Source organism: Actinoplanes sp. NPDC004185, assembly GCF_053603475.1.
This window is the reverse complement of the sequence record NZ_JBSGFR010000009.1, coordinates 175343-192090: the sequence shown is the minus strand read 5'-3', so window position 1 is coordinate 192090 and position 16748 is coordinate 175343. Positions and strand designations below refer to the sequence as shown.

Here is a 16748-nt window from a genome sequence, read left to right as displayed (position 1 = left end):
GCGGGGTTTTGAAGATGGTGGCGGGCGTGCAGCGCAGGGCAGGGCAGAGGTGATCCCGTGACCGTGCTCGAGACCGCGATCGACCCGCGCAACCCGGCCTACCTGCAGAGCCGTAGCGCGATGCTGGAGCGGCTGGCGGAGCTCGAGGCGGCGCTGGAGGCGGCCCGCGCGGGCGGCGGCGAGAAGTGGGTGACCCGGCACCACGCGCGCGGCAAGCTGCTGCCCCGCGAGCGGGTCGAGATGCTGCTCGACCAGGACAGCCCGTTCCTGGAGTTGTCCCCGGTGGCGGCCTGGGGCTCGGAGTTCCCGATCGGGGCCAGCGTGGTGACCGGCATCGGCGTGGTCGAGGGCGTCGAGTGCGTGGTCATCGCCAACGACCCGACGGTGGACGGGGGTGCCGTCAACCCGTACACGGTGGAGAAGATCCGGCGCGCCGCCCGGATCGCCTCGGTCAACCGCCTGCCGCTGGTCAATCTCGTGGAGTCCACGGGCGCGGCCGCCCCGGCGGGCCCGCCGCCGGGCGGGGCGATCGCCCGTGACCTGAGCCAGCTCACCGCGGACCGGGTCCCGACGGTCTGCGTGGTCTTCGGCGCGACCACCGGCGACGCGGCCTACCTGCCCGCCCTCTCCGACTACACGATCATGGTGCGCGGGCACGCCAAGATGCTCACCATCCACCCGCAGCCGGTCCGCGCGGCCGGCGCCAACGGCCGGCCCGCGCCCGAGGTGCGCAGCGCCCCCACGGTTCCGGCCGGGGTGACCGGCCCGGCCGACCAGCTGGCCGAGGACGAGCGCGACGGGCTGCGCCTGGCCCGTCAGTGCGTCCGGCGGTTCAACTGGCGCAAGCGCGGCCCAGCGCCGCGCTGCTTCCCGCCGAACCCGCCCAAGTACGACGCCGAGGACCTGCTGAGCATGGCCGGCGCCGACCCGGCGACCGTGTTCGAACCCCGTGAGGTGCTGGCCCGGATCCTCGACGGCAGCGACTTCGACGAGTTCAAGCCGACCCAGGGCACCGCGCTGGTCACCGGCTGGGGCGAGCTGCACGGCTACCCGATCGGCGTGCTGGCCAACCTGGGCGGGGCGTTCTCGCCGGCCGAGACGCAGAAGGCCGTGCACTTCATCCAGCTCGCCAACGCGACGGCCACCTCCCTGCTGTTCGTGCAGTACACCGGCGCGCCGGCCGCCGAGGCCCACGAGGCCGCGGACGTGCGGCACGGTGCCCCGCTGGTGCACGCCGTGGCCAAGTCGACCGTGCCGCACCTGACCCTGATGATCGGCGCCCGGCCCGCCGAGGAGGCCGGCGGCATCTACGGCCGGGCCTACGAACCCCGGTTCCTGTTCAGCTGGCCGGTGGAACGGCCCGCGGAGGGTTTACCCCCGCTCGGGAAGCTGCCCGACGACGGCGTCATCGATCCGCGCGACACCCGTACGGTGCTCGGCCTCTGCCTGTCCGCCGTGCACAGCGCGGCTGTCGAGGGCGCCGAGCACGTCGGCGTCTTCCGACCCTGAAGTCCCTGAAAGGTAGACCAGTGATCCGACGTCTTCTGGTGGCCAACCGTGGCGAGATCGCCCGCCGGGTATTCGCCACCTGCCGCCTGGTCGGCATCGAGACGGTCGCCGTCTACTCCGATGCCGATGCCGACGCGCCGCACGTCACCGAGGCCGACTACGCCGTCCACCTGTCCGGCAACACCGCGGAGTCGACGTACCTGCGGGGTGATCTGATCATCGCCGCGGCCAAGCGGGCCGGGGTCAACGCCATCCATCCGGGTGACGGCCGGCTGGCCGAGGACCCGGGGTTCGCCGCCGAGGTCGCGGACGCCGGGATGATCTGGGTCGGCCCGCCCGCCAAGACGCTGGGCACGGTGCAGCACAAGATCGAGACGAAGGCCATGGTCGCCGAGGCCGGCGTGCCGGTGCTGCCGACGCTGACCGACCCGGCCGAGATCACCGACTTCCCGGTGCTGATCAAGCCGGCGACCGGCCACGGCGGGCAGGGCATGCGGGTGGTCCGCGACCCGGTGACGCTGGCCGAGGCGATCTCCTCGACCCGTCAGGAGACCGGCGACACGGTCTTCTGCGAGCCGTACGTGGAGAACGTCCGGCACATCGAGGTACCGATCATCGCGGACGCGCACGGGGCTGTGGTGCCGTTCGGCGAGCGCGAGTGCTCGGTGCAGCGGCGCTACCAGAAGATCATCGAGGAGACCCCGTCCCCGGCGGTCGATCCGGCGCTGCGGGAGGAGCTGTGCCGGGCCGCGATCATCGCGGTACGGGCCATCGGCTTCGTGGGCGCCGGCGCCGTGGAGTTCCTGCTGGACGAGCACGGCGACTTCTGGTTCCTGGAGCTGACCCCCACCCTGCAGGTCGAGCACGCGGTCACCGAGTGCGTGTCCGGGTACGACCTGGTCCGCCTGCAACTGCTGGTGGCCGAGGGTGGCAGCCTGCCGATGCCCGGCCCGCCGCCGATCCGCGGGCACGCCATCGAGGTACGCATCTGCGCCGAGGACCCCGCGTACGCGTGGCTGCCCGCCTCCGGCACGCTGCACCGTTTCGCCGTACCGGACGTGGCCGGTTCGTTCCGCCCGCTGCCCCAGCCCGGCCTGCGCCTGGACGCCGGCGTGATGGACGGCACCGTCGTCGGCGTGCACCACGACTCGACCCTCGCGAAGCTCGTCGCCTGGGCACCGACCCGGCAGGAGGCGGCGCGGATGCTGGCGTCGGCGCTGACCCGGACCCAGTTGCACGGCGTGGTCGCCAACCGTGACCTGCTGGTCCGCGTCCTGCGGCACCAGGCGTTCCGGGTGGGTGACGTGGACACCGGCTTCCTGGATCGGCACCCGGAGGTCTTCGCCCCGCTGTTGTCCTCGGTGGACGCCGTCCGCATCTCGTGCCTGGCCGCCGCGCTGGCCGGTGCCGCGGCCCGGCGGGCGACGGCCCCGGTGCTGCAGTCGCTGCCGTCGGGCTGGCGCAACGTCCCGTCCGGCTCCCAGACCGCCGTCTACGACGGTCCGGCCGGCCCGGTGGAGGTCGGCTACCGGATGAACCGGCACGGCGAGCTGGCCGGCTGGTGGGTCCGCGCGGTGGACCCGGAGGAGCTGGACCTGGCGGGGCTGGGCCAGGCTCCGACGCTCGACGACCACCCGCCCACGGTGGTGGTGCACGCCGACGGCGGCCGGGTGGACCTGGACGTCAACGGCATCCGGCTCAGCCTCAAGGTGCACCGGGTCGGCGACATCTCCTACGTGGACAGCCCGGAAGGCTCGGTGACGCTGCGCGAGCTGTCCCGCTTCCCGCTGCCGGCCCCGGAGACCACCGAGGGCTCGCTGATCGCCCCGCTGCCCGGTGCGGTCCGCCGGGTCCTGGTGGTCCCGGGTCAGCGGGTGCGCGCCGGTGAGCTGCTGCTGACGCTGGAGGCGATGAAGCTGGAGCACCCGGTGCACGCACCGTCGGCCGGCGTGGTCGCCTCACTGCCGGTGCAGCCGGGCGCTGAGGTCGACACCGGCGAGCTGCTGGCCGTGCTGGACCCTGAGTAAGGAGACTCAGCCGCGGGCCAGCACCGGCCCGCGGAGCTGGTCCCGGCCCTGGCCGGCCAGGCAGCGGAAAGTACGGTCGGCGCTGGTCGGCGGCAGCACCGACAACGCCCACTCGGTGCTGTCGGTACGGGTCGTCGTGCGCCGGAAGGTGGCCGTGCTGCACACCTTGCGCACGATCGGGTCGGTGGTGACCGCGTCCCGGTCCCGGGGCTCCACTCCGGACGGCAGCCGCCCGATCGCGAAGACCTCCCAGCTGTGCGGCCGGGTGCACGAGACCTTGCGGGCGGTCCGGCCGTCGTCGGCCCGCCGCGTGTAGCACTCCACCTGTGCGGGACAGTGCGCGGTGGGAGCGGCGCAGCCGGGGAGCCGGGACAGCGCCACGGGCACCGTGGAGGTCGCCGGCGCGGCCAGCCGGGTGGCGAACGACCGCACCTTCGGGCCGTGCGCGGACGCCAGCCAGGCGCCGCCCAGCGAGGTCGCGACCAGCATCAACACGCCGAAGCCACCGAAGAGCCACTTGCGCTTGGCCCGCTTGCGGCCCTCGGTGTGCACGGTCGGCGTCTCGTCGGCGCCGTGCACCTCCCGGGTGGGTGACACCGGCGGCACGGGCCGCGGGTTGCGGGGCATCGGCTGCTGCTGCGGCGGCTGGAACGTCGACGCGCGGTAGACCGTCGGCGGGGCCTGGTGGCCGGTCTGACCGAGGTGCACGCCGCCGAGCATCTCGCGCAGCTGCTCCGCGGTGGGGCGGGCCCGGGGTTCGTTCGCCATGCCGTACCGCAGGATCTCGGTGAGCGCGCGGGGCACGCCCGGCAGGTCGGGGACGGGCTGGTTGAACATGTCCATCAGCGTGATCAGGCTGGGGCTGCGGTCGGACTCCCAGCGCGGCGGGCGGCCGCGCATCACGGCATAGAGAGTGGCGCAGAGCGCGTACACGTCGACCGCCCCGGACGGCTCGGCGTGCGAGAACATCTCGGGCGGGGCGTACGCCGGGGTGAGCACCTCGAGGGTGACCGACGAGTCGCGCATCTCGCCCAGCACGGCCAGCCCGAAGTCGGCGAGCACGGCCGGGTTGAAATGCGAGTACAGGATGTTGGCCGGCTTGACGTCGCGGTGCAGCACCCCGTTGGCGTGCGAGTGCACCAGCGCGTCGGCGATCTTCACGCCCAGGTCGCGGGCCTCGGCGGCGGTCAGCGGGGAGACCCGCATCCGGTCCAGGTACGACCCGTCGCACAGTTCCATGATCAGGTACGGGTGCTGGTCGACGGTCACCCCGACGTCGAAGAGGTCCACGACGTGCGGGTGCGACGACATCCGCCCGGCCGCTTTGGCCTCGCGCAGGAAACGGGCCTGATCCCGGGCGTTGTCCAGCGTCCTGTTCTCGACCTTGATGGCGACTTCACGGCCGACGGAATCCTGCGTCGCCCGGTAGACGGTGGCGTACCCACCTCGTGCCATAACCGTCAACCCGGACATGCCAGGCACGTACGGCGCGGGAAGGCGGCCAGGCGGGTTGTCGGTCACGGGTTAGAAAATACGCGACCGGGCGCCGGCTTCATCCCGGCACGTCAGACGCGTACGCGACAGATTCCGGCGGTTCCACGATGGAATGGGCCAGAGCATCCCTCAATTCCTCCGCCGCGACCCGTTCACTGACCTGTTCCGAGGAGTACGCGAGCAGCACAGCCTCCTCGGCCGCCGCCCGCGCGAGGTCCAGCGATCCGGCTGCCGCGTGCACCCGGGCCAGCACCATCGCGGCGACCACTCCGCTGCGGACATCCTCGGCCGGCACCTCGCGGGCGCGCCGGATCCAGGTCGCTGCCGCCTCGACGTGACCGTCGGCCAGCAGAGCGGACGCGTACGAGGCCAGAGCGTGCCGGCGGGAGAAGAGCAGCGAGCCGCCGGTGTCACTGGCGATCGGGGCGAGCAGCCCGACCGCGGTGGCCGCGTCACCGGCCCGCAACCGCGCCTCGGCGAGCAGCACCCGCGGCCCGACCTGCGCCGGCGCCAAGGGGTTGTGCGGCTCGACCGCGGTCATCACCCGGCGCGCGTCCGCCTCGGCGGCCTCCACGTCACCGCGTTGCAGCGCCACGAAGCCGCGCAGGGTGCCGGCCATGCCGAGCAGCAGCGGGTGACCGGTCCTGTCCGCGTACTCCAGCGCGTCGGTGAGCAGGTCCTCGGCGTGCTCGGGCTCGTTGAGGCCACGCGCTATGGCGCCCCGGACGACCAGGGCGAGCCCGCGTCCCCAGTCGTCGGAGACCGCGGCGAAGTCCCGGTACGCCCGGCGCGCCTCGCCGTCCGCCTCGGCCAGGTCACCGAGCTCGGCTGCGGCGTACGCCTCGACCGCCCGCAGGGTGCCGACCGCCCAGCCCTCGCCGACCCGGTCACCGAACGGCAGGAAGATCCGGGCCAGCCGGCGCGACTCGTGCAGGCGTCCGGCCAGCAGCCGGGCGAACGCCGTGGTGCCGCGCAGCCAGGATCGGCCCACCGGGTCACCCAACTCGGCGAAGAGGCGGGCCGCCCGGCCGAGCACCGCGTCCGTACCCGCGAAGTCACCGCGGGTGGTGGTCACCCAGGCCAGGTTCTGCAGCGCCCAGGCCTGCCCGTGCCGGTCCCCCGCGGTGAGCGTGACCTGGTACGCGGCCGCGAACCGGCTGCTCGCCTGGCTCAGCTTGCCGGCCAGGAAGTCGGCCATGCCCAGCCGGCGCATCGCGTTGGCGCGTTCCGGGGCCAGCTCGGCCTCGGTCGCCACGTCCAGCGCCTGCTGCCAGGCCGCGACGGCCCGGGACGTGTCGCCCAGCGCCTCCTGCGCCCGGCCGACGACCAGCAACGCCTCGGCCCGGCACACCGGCTCCTCGTCGGCGCTGCCGGCGATCTTCTCGCCGTAGGTCAGGGCCTCGTTGGCGCGTCCCAGGCGCAGCAGGGCCCGGGCGTGCACCAGCTGGTCGGAGAGCGGCAGGCCGTCCTTGGCGATGGCGGCGGCCCGTTCCGCGTACGCGATCGACGCGGCCGGTTCGATGTTGGCCAGGGCTCGGCGGGCCATCCGGCCCAGGGCGGCCACCCCCAGCGGGGCCACGTCGCGGGCGGTCGCGTCGGGGCGCAGCCGGACCGCGTCGGCCAGCTCGACCGCGCACTCGGCGTGGGTGGCCACGAAGGCGTCCCGCTCGTTCTCGCCGAGGCTGAGCCGGCTGGCCCCGTCGTAACCCAGCGCCGTCACGGTCTCGGGCGCGGCCCACCGGGCCAGGTACGCATGCCGGTCGGCCAGGTCGGCCTTGCCGAGCCCGGCGTACGCGGCCTCGCGCATCAGCGGCGTGCTGAACGCGTATCCACCGCGGACCCGGTGCAGCATGCGCCGTTGCAGCAGCTCGTCGATGGCCCGTTCGAGCTCGACGGCCGCCACCGCACCCGGCCGGGCGTCGGCGGGCGCGCGGCGCTCCCGCAGGGCCTCGATGACGCCGGTGGGCACCGTGTCGCCGACGACGGCGGCGTCGCGCAGGACCGAGCGCGGCTCGGTCGGCAGCGCGTCGATGCGGGCGGCGAGCACCGCCGCGAGGTCGCGGGAGAGCAGCTGGCTGCCCATCGATCCGTCGGCGAGCTGCCACTTGCCGGCGGCGTTGGCGCCGACGGCGGGCATCAGCGCGCCGCGTTCCATCAGCAGCGTGACCAGCTCGGCCAGGTAGAACGGGTTGCCCTGGGCGGTGGCGAGCAGCCGGTCGGCGTCGGCCTGGGCCAGTTTGCCGCCGTTGAGATAGGAGGTGAGCAGCCGGGACGCGTCCGCGCCGCGCAGCGGCGGCAGGGTGTGGATCTCGGCGTCGGCCAGCCGGGTCAGCGCCCCGGCGGTCCGGACCAGCTCCGGCCGGCCGAGCAGCAGCAGCACGACCGGCCCTTCGAGGCGCGACAGCACGGCGCCGAGCGCGTCGATCGTCTCGGCGGTCGCGTCGTGCAGGTCATCGACGATGACGACCAGCGGCGTCTCCCGGGCCAGGGCACTGAGCAGGCCGGCGACCGCGATCGGGATGGTCTCGGTCTCCGGGCGGGCGCCCCCGGTGGGCTGATATTCCGCCACGGCGGCCGGGCGGACCGGGTTGGCCGGGGCCTCGCCGTAGCCGAGCAGGGCCAGCAGGCGGTCGATGTCGAGGTCGGGTGGCTCGCCGTCGCGGCTGAGCCGGGCCACGAGCTTGCGCAGCCGCTCCTCGACCACCGTGCGGTTCATCGTCGCGGCCACGTCCTTGGGCAGGCCGACGGACTTGCGCACCAGGTCGGCCAGCGGCGCGAAGCGGCGGCGCTCACCGAACGCCCGGCAGCGCGCCCGCAGCACCCGGGCGCCGGTGTGGGTGGCGAAGCGGCCCGCGCCGACGTCGTACCCGGCCGCCAGCCGCTTGACCTCGCCCGCGAACCGGGTCTTGCCGATGCCGGCCTCGGCCGTCATGACCATCACCCGGGGCGTGCCGGAGTCGATGACCTCGGCGAGCCGGCCGGCGACCCGGCCCAGCTCGGTCTCGCGGCCCACGAACGGGGCCTCGTCGCCGAGACCCGACCGGGTGCCGGGCGCGTCGTGCAGACCGAGCAGCTCGTACGCCGGCACCGGCTCGCGCTTGCCCTTCAGCCGCAGCGCCCGCAGCTGCCGCCAGGAGGCGACGTGCCGGGTGCCGGCCGAGGTGCGTGACCCCGCGTAGACCGCACCCACCGCCGCGGCGTCGGCCAGCCGGGCTGCCGTGTTCACCGTGTCGCCGATGACCGTGTACTCGATCGAGGCCTGGATGCCGGCGACCACCTCGCCGGTGTTGAGCCCGACGCGCAGGCCCAGGGGTGCGCCACCGCCGCGCTCGTCGTCCAGCACGCGACGGACCGCCCGCTGCATGCTCAGGGCGGCCCGGACCGCACGCTCGGCGTCGTCCTCGTGCGCGACCGGCGCGCCGAAGACCGCCATGATGCCGTCACCGGTGAGCTTGTCGACATGCCCGCCGAAGGTCTTGACCGCACCGGCCAGCGCAGCCAGCACACGGTCGGTCACCGCGCCCACACGCTCCGGGTCCAGGTCCTCGGACCAGGACGTGAAGTCGGAGAGGTCGCCGAAGAGCACGGTGACGATCCGCCGCTCCGCCGCCGGCAGCGTGGCCGCGGCGGGCAGGGCGGCACCGCAGTTGTGGCAGAAACGGGCACCGGGAACGGCGACGGTTCCACACACAGGACAGGTCACAGCGGGTCCAACTGTTCCGGGGCGCGCTGTGATTCCCGCCTCAGGTATTCGAGTTGTGCGCGCGCCGACCAAATGGCCGCGAAACGGACTCCTCGTGCGATGTCGGGGTAGACGACGTCGACGATCGCCTCGGCCGAGTCCGCCCCGGCCGCGATCGCGGCCCGGACCTGGCCGAGCCGCTCCTGCCGGTGGGCCAGATAGGCCCGGGCCACCGCGGCGCAGTCGGGGCGCGCCGGCCCGTGCCCGGGGAGCATCAGCACACCCTCGTACGCCGCCAGCCGCTCCAGACTCGTCAGGTACGCCCCCAGGTCGCCGTCCGGCCAGGCCACCACGGTCGTGCCCCGCCCCAGGATGGTGTCGCCGGTGAAGACGGCCCGCTCGTCGCCGCACTCGACCAGGAAGCTGACCGAGTCACGGGTGTGCCCGGGCGTGTCGAGCACCCGGATCTCCAGGCCGTCGCCGCCGAGCTGCTCGTCGCGGCCCAGCGGCCCGGCGAGCACACCGTGCTTCGGATCGGCCGCCAGCACGTGCGTGCCGCCCAGGAGCTCGGACAGGCGCGCAGCGCCCTCCACATGGTCGTGATGACCGTGAGTGACAAGAATGAACAGGAACGGTCCGTGTCCGGCGATCCGGGCCAGATGTCCCTCGTCGAGCGGGCCGGGATCGATGACGATCCCGTGCTCGGCCCCCGGGGCACGCAGCACCCAGGTGTTGGTGCCGTCCAGCGTCATCGGCCCGGCGTTGGGTGCACGCAGCAGCGTCACCCACCCCGGCAGATCCACGATCTCGGCCGCCCCCATGCCCCGCATCGTACGTCGCGCTGCGCTGACCGTCCGGGGACCGGATGTGCGATCCGGTCACCGGCGGTCACGACGCGGCGGCAAAACCACACGTGGTGAGGGGGTCAGGAGATCTCGGCGATGACCTCGACCTCGACCGGCGCGCCCAGCGGCAGCTCGGAGACGCCGACGGCGCTGCGGGCGTGCCGGCCCATCTCACCCAGCACGTCACCGAAGAGGTTCGAGGCACCGTTGACCACGGCGGGCTGGCCGGTGAAGCCCTCGGCCGACGCCACGAAGCCGGTCAGCTTGACGATCTTGACGAGCCGGCCCAGGCCGACCAGCGCGTCGATCGCCGCGAGGGCGTTCAGCGCGCAGTAGCGGGCCAGCTCGGTGCCCTGCTCGACGGTCACTTCCGCGCCGACCTTGCCGACGTACGGCAGCTTGCCGTCCACCATCGGAAGCTGCCCGGAGACGTAGACATAGTTGCCGGACTGCACGGCCGGCACGTACGACGCGAGCGGCGGCACGACCGACGGCAGCGTCAGCCCCAGCTCCGCGAGGCGGGCGTACGCGTCGGCCCCGCCGTCCCCCGTCACCGGCGTGGTCACGACTTGGCCCGCTTCATGTACGCGATGAGCTGCTCCGAGTTCGGCCCGGGAACGACCTGTACCAGCTCCCAGCCGTCGTCACCCCAGTTGTCGAGGATCTGCTTGGTCGCGTGGACCAGCAGCGGCACGGTCACGTACTCCCACTTCTGCATTGCTCGTCCAGCTCCCTGTCACTCGTACGGGCCGCTCCGGGCGGCTGCCCGGCGACGGCGACAGCCTAGCCAGGCGGCCGGAGCTGCCTCGCGGCTGTCCGGATTTCGTTACGCTGAGCACCGGGGCGGCGCGGCCCCGACTCCGCCGGCCGAGGGGGCACGATGACGCAACCGCAGCAGGGCGGGACGGCGCGGCCGTCGTCGATCGCCGCCGCGGAGGCACCCGCGTCCGACTTCATCGACGCCCCGCCTCCGGCCGAGCTGCCCGAATGGCCGCCGGTCGGCGCCTATCCCGGGGAGCCCGGTCACCCGGCCCCGGTCGAGCCCGCCCCGCCTGTCGAATCGGCCCCGGCTTCCGAGCGGGCCGCCGCCTTCGACTCCGCGGCCGAGACGCAGGTCTTCGCGGTGCAGCCGGCCGAGACCGAGGTGCTGATCGGTGAGCCGGTGTGGCATCAGCCGCCGCCGACCGAGCCCTTCCACGCCCGTCACGAGAAGCCGGGCGAGTGGCGCACCGAGCCGCCGCCCCACCTGGCCCTGGAGCACTCGCCGCCGGCCGAGGTGCAACCCGGCGTGCAGCACGACCAGCCGACCGAGGCCATCCCGCTGAGCATGCTGCCGCACCCGTGGGAGGTGCCGTTCGACCCGCATGCCACCGAGACTGTGCTGCTCGACGCGCCGCGCAAGCACAAGCGCCCGTTCTGGGTGGCGGTCGCCCTGGTCCTCACTCTGCTGATCTTCGGCGGCGGCACGGTCTCGGCCTATCTGCTGCTGCGCGACGCCGAGAGCGGCCGGGGCGCGCCCGACCCGGCCACGGCGGTCAACAGGTTCATGACGGCGATCTACACCCAGCAGGACCCGACGACCGCGGGGGAGGTGGTCTGCCGCGAGGCCCGCGACGAGGAGAAGCTCAAGGCCCGGGTCGACCAGATCAAGGGGTACGCGAACGAGTACGACGCCCCCTCCTTCCGCTGGAACGACCCGGCCGTCTCGGGGCAGACCGACGAGAAGGCCACGGTCGGCGTGCAGCTCACGATGAGCACCGACGACGAGAAGACGGCCCAGCAGCAGCTGACCTTCACCGTGGTCCGCAAGACCAGCTGGCTCGTGTGCGACGTGACCGGCTGAATCGAGGCCGTACGCTCGATCTGTGGCAACCAACGAGTGGCCGGCGCGCCTGCACGTCGTGACCGGCAAGGGTGGCACCGGCAAGACCACCGTGGCGGCGGCGCTCGCCCTCGGGCTGGCCGCGGGCGGTCACCGCACGCTGCTCGTCGAGGTCGAGGGGCGGCAGGGCATCGCCCAGCTGTTCGGCACCGATCCGCTGCCGTACGCGGAACGCCGGATCGCGACCCCGGCCCGCGGTGACGGCGAGGTCCGGGCGCTGGCGGTGGACCCCGAGGAGGCTCTGCTGGAGTACCTCGAGATGTTCTACCGGCTCGGCGCGGCCGGCCGTGCGCTGCGCAAGATCGGTGCGATCGACTTCGCCACCACCATCGCCCCGGGTCTGCGCGACGTCCTGCTCACCGGCAAGGTGAAGGAGGCGACGACCCGCTCGTCGGACGGCCGCCGGGTGTACGACGCCGTCGTGCTGGACGCGCCGCCGACCGGCCGGATCGGGCGGTTCCTCAACGTCACCGCGGAGACCGCCAAGCTGGCCAAGATGGGTCCGATCAAGACCCAGAGCGACGGGGTGGCCTCGCTGCTGCGCTCCCCGATGACCGCCGTGCACGTGGTCACACTGCTGGAGGAGATGCCGGTCCAGGAGAGCCTGGACGCGATCGGCGAGCTGACCGCGCTGGGCATCCCGGTCGGCCGGATCATCGTCAACGGCGGCCGGCCGCCGCTGCTGGCCACCGGCAAGGTCACCAAGACCGAGCTCAAGCGCGGCCTGACCGCCGCCGGCCTGCCCGCTGACGCCGCGACGGTCAACGGCCTGCACGCCGAGGCCCGGGCGCACCTGACCCGCCGTGAGCTGGAGGAGTCGCTGCGCACGGAGCTGGCCGAGCTGGGCCGCCCGATGCTGGAGCTGCCGCTGCTGGCCGGCGGGGTGGACCTCGACGGGCTGCACGAGCTGGCCGACCTGCTGCTGAGCGCCTGACCCGGCCGGCCCGAGGGCGGCCGCGGTGTCTGACCCGCCACACACCGCAGTGCTGCACGCCGCGCCGGGGGCGGCGAGTCAGTACGCTCGGAACGTGGCCGCTGATCAGACCGCCCCTCGCCTGGACGTCGACGCTCTGCTGGCCGATCCGGCCACCAGAATCGTGGTCTGCTGCGGCGCCGGTGGCGTGGGCAAGACCACCACGGCGGCGGCGCTCGGCCTCCGCGCGGCGGAGCAGCACGGCCGGCGCACGGTGGTGCTCACCATCGACCCGGCCCGCCGGCTGGCCCAGTCCATGGGCCTGACCGAGCTCGACAACACTCCCCGGCAGGTCAAGGGCATCGACACCGAGGCCACCGGCGGCGAGCTGCACGCCATGATGCTCGACATGAAGCGCACGTTCGACGAGGTCGTGCAGGCGCACACCTCGCCGCAGCGGGCCGCGGAGATCTTCGCCAACCCGTTCTACCAGGCCATGAGCTCGACGTTCTCCGGCACACAGGAGTACATGGCGATGGAGAAGCTGGGTCAGCTGCGCGCGGGCGACCAGTGGGACCTGATCGTGGTCGACACCCCGCCGTCCCGCTCGGCGCTGGATTTCCTGGACGCCCCGGCCCGGCTGTCCCGCTTCCTGGACGGGCGGATGCTGCGCCTGCTGATGGCCCCGGCGCGCGGCGGCAAGAGCATGTTCAGCCTGGTCACGGCCTCGTTCGGGATCTTCTCGCGGGCAGTGCAGAAGATCCTCGGCGCGCAGCTGCTGACCGACCTGTCGGGCTTCGTGGCCGCGCTGGACTCGATGTTCGGCGGCTTCCGGCAGCGCGCCGACGAGACGTACCGGATCCTGCAGGACCCGCAGACGGCGTTCCTGCTGGTCGCGGCCCCGGAGCGGGACGCGGTCCGGGAGGCCGCGTATTTCGCGGAGCGGCTGGTCGCGGAGCGGATGCCGCTCGCCGGCCTGGTGCTCAACCGCACCCACGAGACCGCGTTGGCCACTGTGACCTCGGCCGAGGCCGAGGCGGCGGCGGTCGAGCTCGACGCGGCGGGTGATCAGCAGGCGACCGCGGACGCGCTGCGCATCCACGCGGCCCTGCTCCGGCAGATCGACCGGGAGGTATGGGTGGCGGCCACGTTCACCGAGGCCTTCCCGGACGTCCCGGCCGTCGCAGTGACAGCGCAGCCCGCCGACGTGCACGACGTCGACGGGCTCCGGACAATCGGTGCTGCCCTGTCCCGGGACCAGCTGTCCCGGTCCTGAAGGATCAGCGGGTGGAGACGAGCACCTTGTCGGCGCCCTTCTCCCGCAGCGCGGCTTCGAACATCTTCCGCCAGCTCGCCACGTGCGGGTGCCGGCGCAGCAGTGCGCGCCGCTCCCGCTCGGTCATGCCTCCCCAGACGCCGAACTCGATCCGGTTGTCCAGAGCGTCGGCCAGGCATTCGTAGCGGACCGGGCAGCTGCGGCAGATCCTCTTCGCCACGTTCTGCTCGGCGCCCTGCACGAACAGCGCGTCAGGGTCGCCACTCTGACATGCCGCCATACTGGGCCAGTCGCTGATCATCCCCATCTGTTCACGTCCCCCCTTGCTTCCCCTGACGCCGGCGGACTCATGTCCCCTCAAGTCACACAGGCGTCGTGCGATAGCTCGCCGGATCATCATGCTCTGTAGTCGGGCGATTACGCAACGTTGTCCCTCAAAAACGTATACCTCGGTAGTTCCGGGCATCTCGGGCTGACCGAACGACGGGAAGTTCGCGAAAACTTCGGGAAAACGCCACGCGCGGCCGAGGGAAGAGGCAGAATCATTCTGGGCAAACCGTAACCTTCTTGACGGGCAGTCACGGGTATCTTTCGCGTACCCTGCTCAGGTGACCTCCTGGATGCGCAGACGCGATCACAACATCTTCGCCAACGCGACGTCGCTGCTGATCTGCGGCCTGCTCGCGGGCGTGGTGGTGGCCGCCGCGGCGTTCCCCGCCGTGGCCATGTCCGGCCTCGCCGCCAAGGCCGGCGGGCAGACCTTCGCCAGCCTGCCGAGCGAGCTCAAGCAGGCGAGCGCCCCGCAGATCAGCCGGGTCTTCGCCTCGGACAACAAGACGCTGATCTCGGCCTTCTACGACGAGTTCCGCAGCGAGGTCGGTCTCAAGGACATCTCGGTCAACATGCAGAACGCGATCATCGCCGCCGAGGATCACGAGTTCTACAAGCACAACGGCGTCGACATCAAAGGTGTCGCCCGGGCGTTCGTCAACAACAAGAGCGGCAAGTCCCAGCAGGGCGCCTCGACGCTGACGATGCAGTTCGTCCGGATGTCGCTGGCCTACTCGGCGACCAGCCCGCAAGAGGTCGTCGACGCCACCAAGGACACCCCCAAGCGCAAGATCAACGAAATGAAGTACGCGCTGCAGATCGAGAAGGATCTCACCAAGCAGAAGATCCTCGAGGGCTACCTGAACAAGGCGCCCTTCGGCAACGGCTCGTACGGCATCTTCGCGGCCAGCCAGGTCTACTTCAGCAAGAAGCCCAAGGACCTCACGGTCGCCGAGTCCGCCCTGCTGGCCAGCATGGTGAAGGCCCCGACCGCGTTCAACCCGACCACCGCCAGCGGCTACCCGCAGGCGCTGGACCGCCGCAACTACGTCATCAACGACATGCTGGAGCTCGGCTTCATCACGGCGGCGGACGCCAAGAAGGCCACGGCGACCAAGATCAGCCGCACGGTGAAGCGCCCCGGCAACGGCTGCGTCTCGGTGGCCAAGAACCACTGGGGCTTCTTCTGCGACTACTTCTATCGCTGGTGGCTGAGCCAGGACGCCTTCGGCGCGACCACGTACGACCGGGAGCGGCGCCTGAAGAGCGGCGGCTACCGCATCCAGACGTCGATGGACATCAAGGCGCAGCAGGCCGCCCGGGACAACATCGGCGAGCACATCTCGCAGAACAACAAGAACGCGCTGCTGCTGGCGGCCGTCCAGCCCGGCACCGGCAAGGTCCGGGCGCTGGCCGCGAACCGCCGGTTCAAGCTGGACGACCCCTCGGACCCGAAGAACAAGATCTCCTCGGACCCGGCCAAGGCCCGCAAGAAGATCCGCGGCACGTACCCGAACACCACCAATCCGCTGCTCACCGGCGGCGGCGACATCACCGGCTACCAGGCCGGCTCGGTGTTCAAGATGTTCACCATCGTGGCCGCGCTGGAGAACGGCTACCCGCTGGCCTACTCGATCAACGCCCCGGCCAAGGCCATCACCAAGTACCGGATCGCCCCCGGCCGGTCCACGTGCAACGGCATCTACTACTGCCCGAGCAACTCGGGCGGCAAGGCCGGCGGCGTCACCAACATGTGGACGGGCTTCAGCCGCTCCATCAACACGTTCTTCGTGCCGCTGCAGGAACGGGTCGGCGCGGAGAAGGTGGTCGACGTCGCCCAGCGCTTCGGCGTGAAGTTCCGCACGAAGACGGACATCGACCTCGCGTCGAACAAGGACGCCGCCCACCAGTGGGGTGCCTTCACCCTCGGCGTGTCGTCCTCGACCCCGCTGGAGATGGCCAACGCGTACGCGACGCTGGCCGGCGACGGCATGTACTGCGAGCCGACCCCGGTGCAGCAGATCGTCTCGCGGGCCGGCGAGAAGATCGACATCGGCAAGCCGCACTGCACCCGCGCCACGTCCCCCGACGTGGCCCGCGCGGCGCTGGACGCGGCCCGCTGCCCGGTGGGTGACAACGCCCAGCTCGGCAGCTGCGGCGGCAGCCGTACGGCGGGTGCCGCCCGCGGCATCATCAAGCACCCGATCTTCGGCAAGTCCGGCACGACCGACAACGACAAGACCGCCGCGCTGATCATCGGCAGCACCTCGCTGACGGTGGCCGGCTACCTGGTCAACCCCGACTACCAGAACCACAAGGACCGGATGTCGCACGGCATCGTGAACCCCGCGGTCTGGAACACCATGGCCGACTACATGCGGGGCAAACCCAGGGTCCAGTTCAAGAAGCCGGGCAGCTCGAAGATCTCCATCGGCGAGCAGCGCTCGATCCCGGGCGTGAAGTGCGCAACCATCGCCGGCGCGAAGGCCCGGGTGGAGAGCGCCGGCTTCACCGCCTCGGTGGGTCAGGAAGTCGAGTCGGACTGCCCGAAGGGCACCGCGGCGGGCACCAACCCGCCCAACCGGACCATCAAGAACGGCTACGTGAGCATCGAGATCAGCAAGGGCAAGGGCGACGACAAGCCGGACGATCCCACCAAGAAGCCGAAGCCACCAGGACGACGCTGAACGACGGCGGGCGGGTCACCCTCGGGTGGCCCGCCCGCTGCGTTCCTGGCGGTGCTTCGTCAAACGTTCGGGTGTCCCGGCCGCCGCGTCTCCCTGGTGCTTG

General features: G+C 72.3%; 12 protein-coding genes. 6 read left to right on the top strand and 6 right to left on the bottom strand.

Translation table 11 applies throughout. From position 1 onward, the window contains the following. The first annotated feature begins 57 nt into the window (after positions 1–57). Both ACWEOZ_RS12160 and ACWEOZ_RS12155 read left to right on the top strand, forming a co-directional pair. Positions 58–1509, top strand: coding sequence for a carboxyl transferase domain-containing protein (locus ACWEOZ_RS12160; protein WP_451910757.1), 1452 nt, complete (start codon positions 58–60; stop codon positions 1507–1509). 20 nt (positions 1510–1529) lie between these two features. Beyond that, on the top strand, positions 1530–3536 hold the full coding sequence (locus ACWEOZ_RS12155; protein WP_360546159.1) for an ATP-binding protein: 2007 nt from the start codon (positions 1530–1532) through the stop codon (positions 3534–3536). Positions 3537–3542: 6 nt separating this feature from the next. Here the strand turns inward: ACWEOZ_RS12155 and ACWEOZ_RS12150 are convergent, their stop codons facing one another. The 5 genes from ACWEOZ_RS12150 to ACWEOZ_RS12130 form a co-directional block, all read right to left on the bottom strand. After that, complete coding sequence (locus tag ACWEOZ_RS12150; RefSeq protein WP_451910756.1) at positions 3543–5057, bottom strand: serine/threonine-protein kinase; 1515 nt, start codon at positions 5055–5057, stop codon at positions 3543–3545. Positions 5058–5088: 31 nt separating this feature from the next. After that, the gene (locus ACWEOZ_RS12145) at positions 5089–8733 is read right to left on the bottom strand and encodes an adenylate/guanylate cyclase domain-containing protein (protein WP_451910755.1); all 3645 of its coding nucleotides are present in this window, start codon (positions 8731–8733) and stop codon (positions 5089–5091) included. Then, on the bottom strand, positions 8730–9542 hold the full coding sequence (locus ACWEOZ_RS12140) for an MBL fold metallo-hydrolase (protein ID WP_451910754.1): 813 nt from the start codon (positions 9540–9542) through the stop codon (positions 8730–8732). Before ACWEOZ_RS12140 ends, ACWEOZ_RS12145 begins: the two co-directional genes overlap by 4 nt. A gap of 95 nt (positions 9543–9637) precedes the next feature. Beyond that, positions 9638–10123, bottom strand: a complete 486-nt coding sequence (locus ACWEOZ_RS12135; RefSeq protein WP_451910753.1) for a RidA family protein — start codon at positions 10121–10123, stop codon at positions 9638–9640. Further along, positions 10120–10275 carry a DUF4177 domain-containing protein gene (locus ACWEOZ_RS12130; RefSeq protein WP_212987823.1) on the bottom strand — a complete coding sequence of 52 codons (156 nt, stop codon included), beginning with the start codon at positions 10273–10275 and terminating at the stop codon, positions 10120–10122. The genes ACWEOZ_RS12135 and ACWEOZ_RS12130 overlap by 4 nt, the downstream gene beginning before the upstream one ends. A 162-nt stretch (positions 10276–10437) precedes the next feature. Between ACWEOZ_RS12130 and ACWEOZ_RS12125 the strand changes: the two genes are divergently transcribed. From ACWEOZ_RS12125 to ACWEOZ_RS12115, 3 genes are all read left to right on the top strand, one after another. Next, positions 10438–11400, top strand: coding sequence for an Rv0361 family membrane protein (locus ACWEOZ_RS12125; protein WP_451910752.1), 963 nt, complete (start codon positions 10438–10440; stop codon positions 11398–11400). 22 nt (positions 11401–11422) lie between these two features. After that, a complete protein-coding gene (locus ACWEOZ_RS12120) occupies positions 11423–12373 on the top strand; it encodes an ArsA-related P-loop ATPase (RefSeq protein WP_451910751.1) in 951 nt (316 codons plus the stop codon). A gap of 94 nt (positions 12374–12467) precedes the next feature. Next, positions 12468–13628 (top strand): ArsA family ATPase, encoded by a 1161-nt coding sequence (locus tag ACWEOZ_RS12115; RefSeq protein WP_451910750.1) that lies wholly within the window; start codon positions 12468–12470, stop codon positions 13626–13628. Between the two features lie 4 nt (positions 13629–13632). Here ACWEOZ_RS12115 and ACWEOZ_RS12110 read toward each other — a convergent pair whose 3' ends face one another. After that, positions 13633–13935 carry a WhiB family transcriptional regulator gene (locus tag ACWEOZ_RS12110; protein WP_041832981.1) on the bottom strand — a complete coding sequence of 101 codons (303 nt, stop codon included), beginning with the start codon at positions 13933–13935 and terminating at the stop codon, positions 13633–13635. 313 nt (positions 13936–14248) lie between these two features. On the opposite strand from ACWEOZ_RS12110, the gene ACWEOZ_RS12105 reads away from it, so the two are divergent. Beyond that, positions 14249–16645 (top strand): transglycosylase domain-containing protein, encoded by a 2397-nt coding sequence (locus ACWEOZ_RS12105; RefSeq protein WP_451910749.1) that lies wholly within the window; start codon positions 14249–14251, stop codon positions 16643–16645. Positions 16646–16748 lie beyond the last annotated feature (103 nt).

Excerpts from the sequence above, each read along its gene's own strand:
- ACWEOZ_RS12140 (WP_451910754.1), bottom strand. The coding sequence starts at position 9,542 with ATGCGGGGCATGGGGGCGGCCGAGATCGTGGATCTGCCGGGGTGGGTG.
- ACWEOZ_RS12110 (WP_041832981.1), bottom strand. The coding sequence starts at position 13,935 with ATGGGGATGATCAGCGACTGGCCCAGTATGGCGGCATGTCAGAGTGGC.
- ACWEOZ_RS12130 (WP_212987823.1), bottom strand. The coding sequence starts at position 10,275 with ATGCAGAAGTGGGAGTACGTGACCGTGCCGCTGCTGGTCCACGCGACC.
- ACWEOZ_RS12105 (WP_451910749.1), top strand. The coding sequence starts at position 14,249 with ATGCGCAGACGCGATCACAACATCTTCGCCAACGCGACGTCGCTGCTG.
- ACWEOZ_RS12125 (WP_451910752.1), top strand. The coding sequence starts at position 10,438 with ATGACGCAACCGCAGCAGGGCGGGACGGCGCGGCCGTCGTCGATCGCC.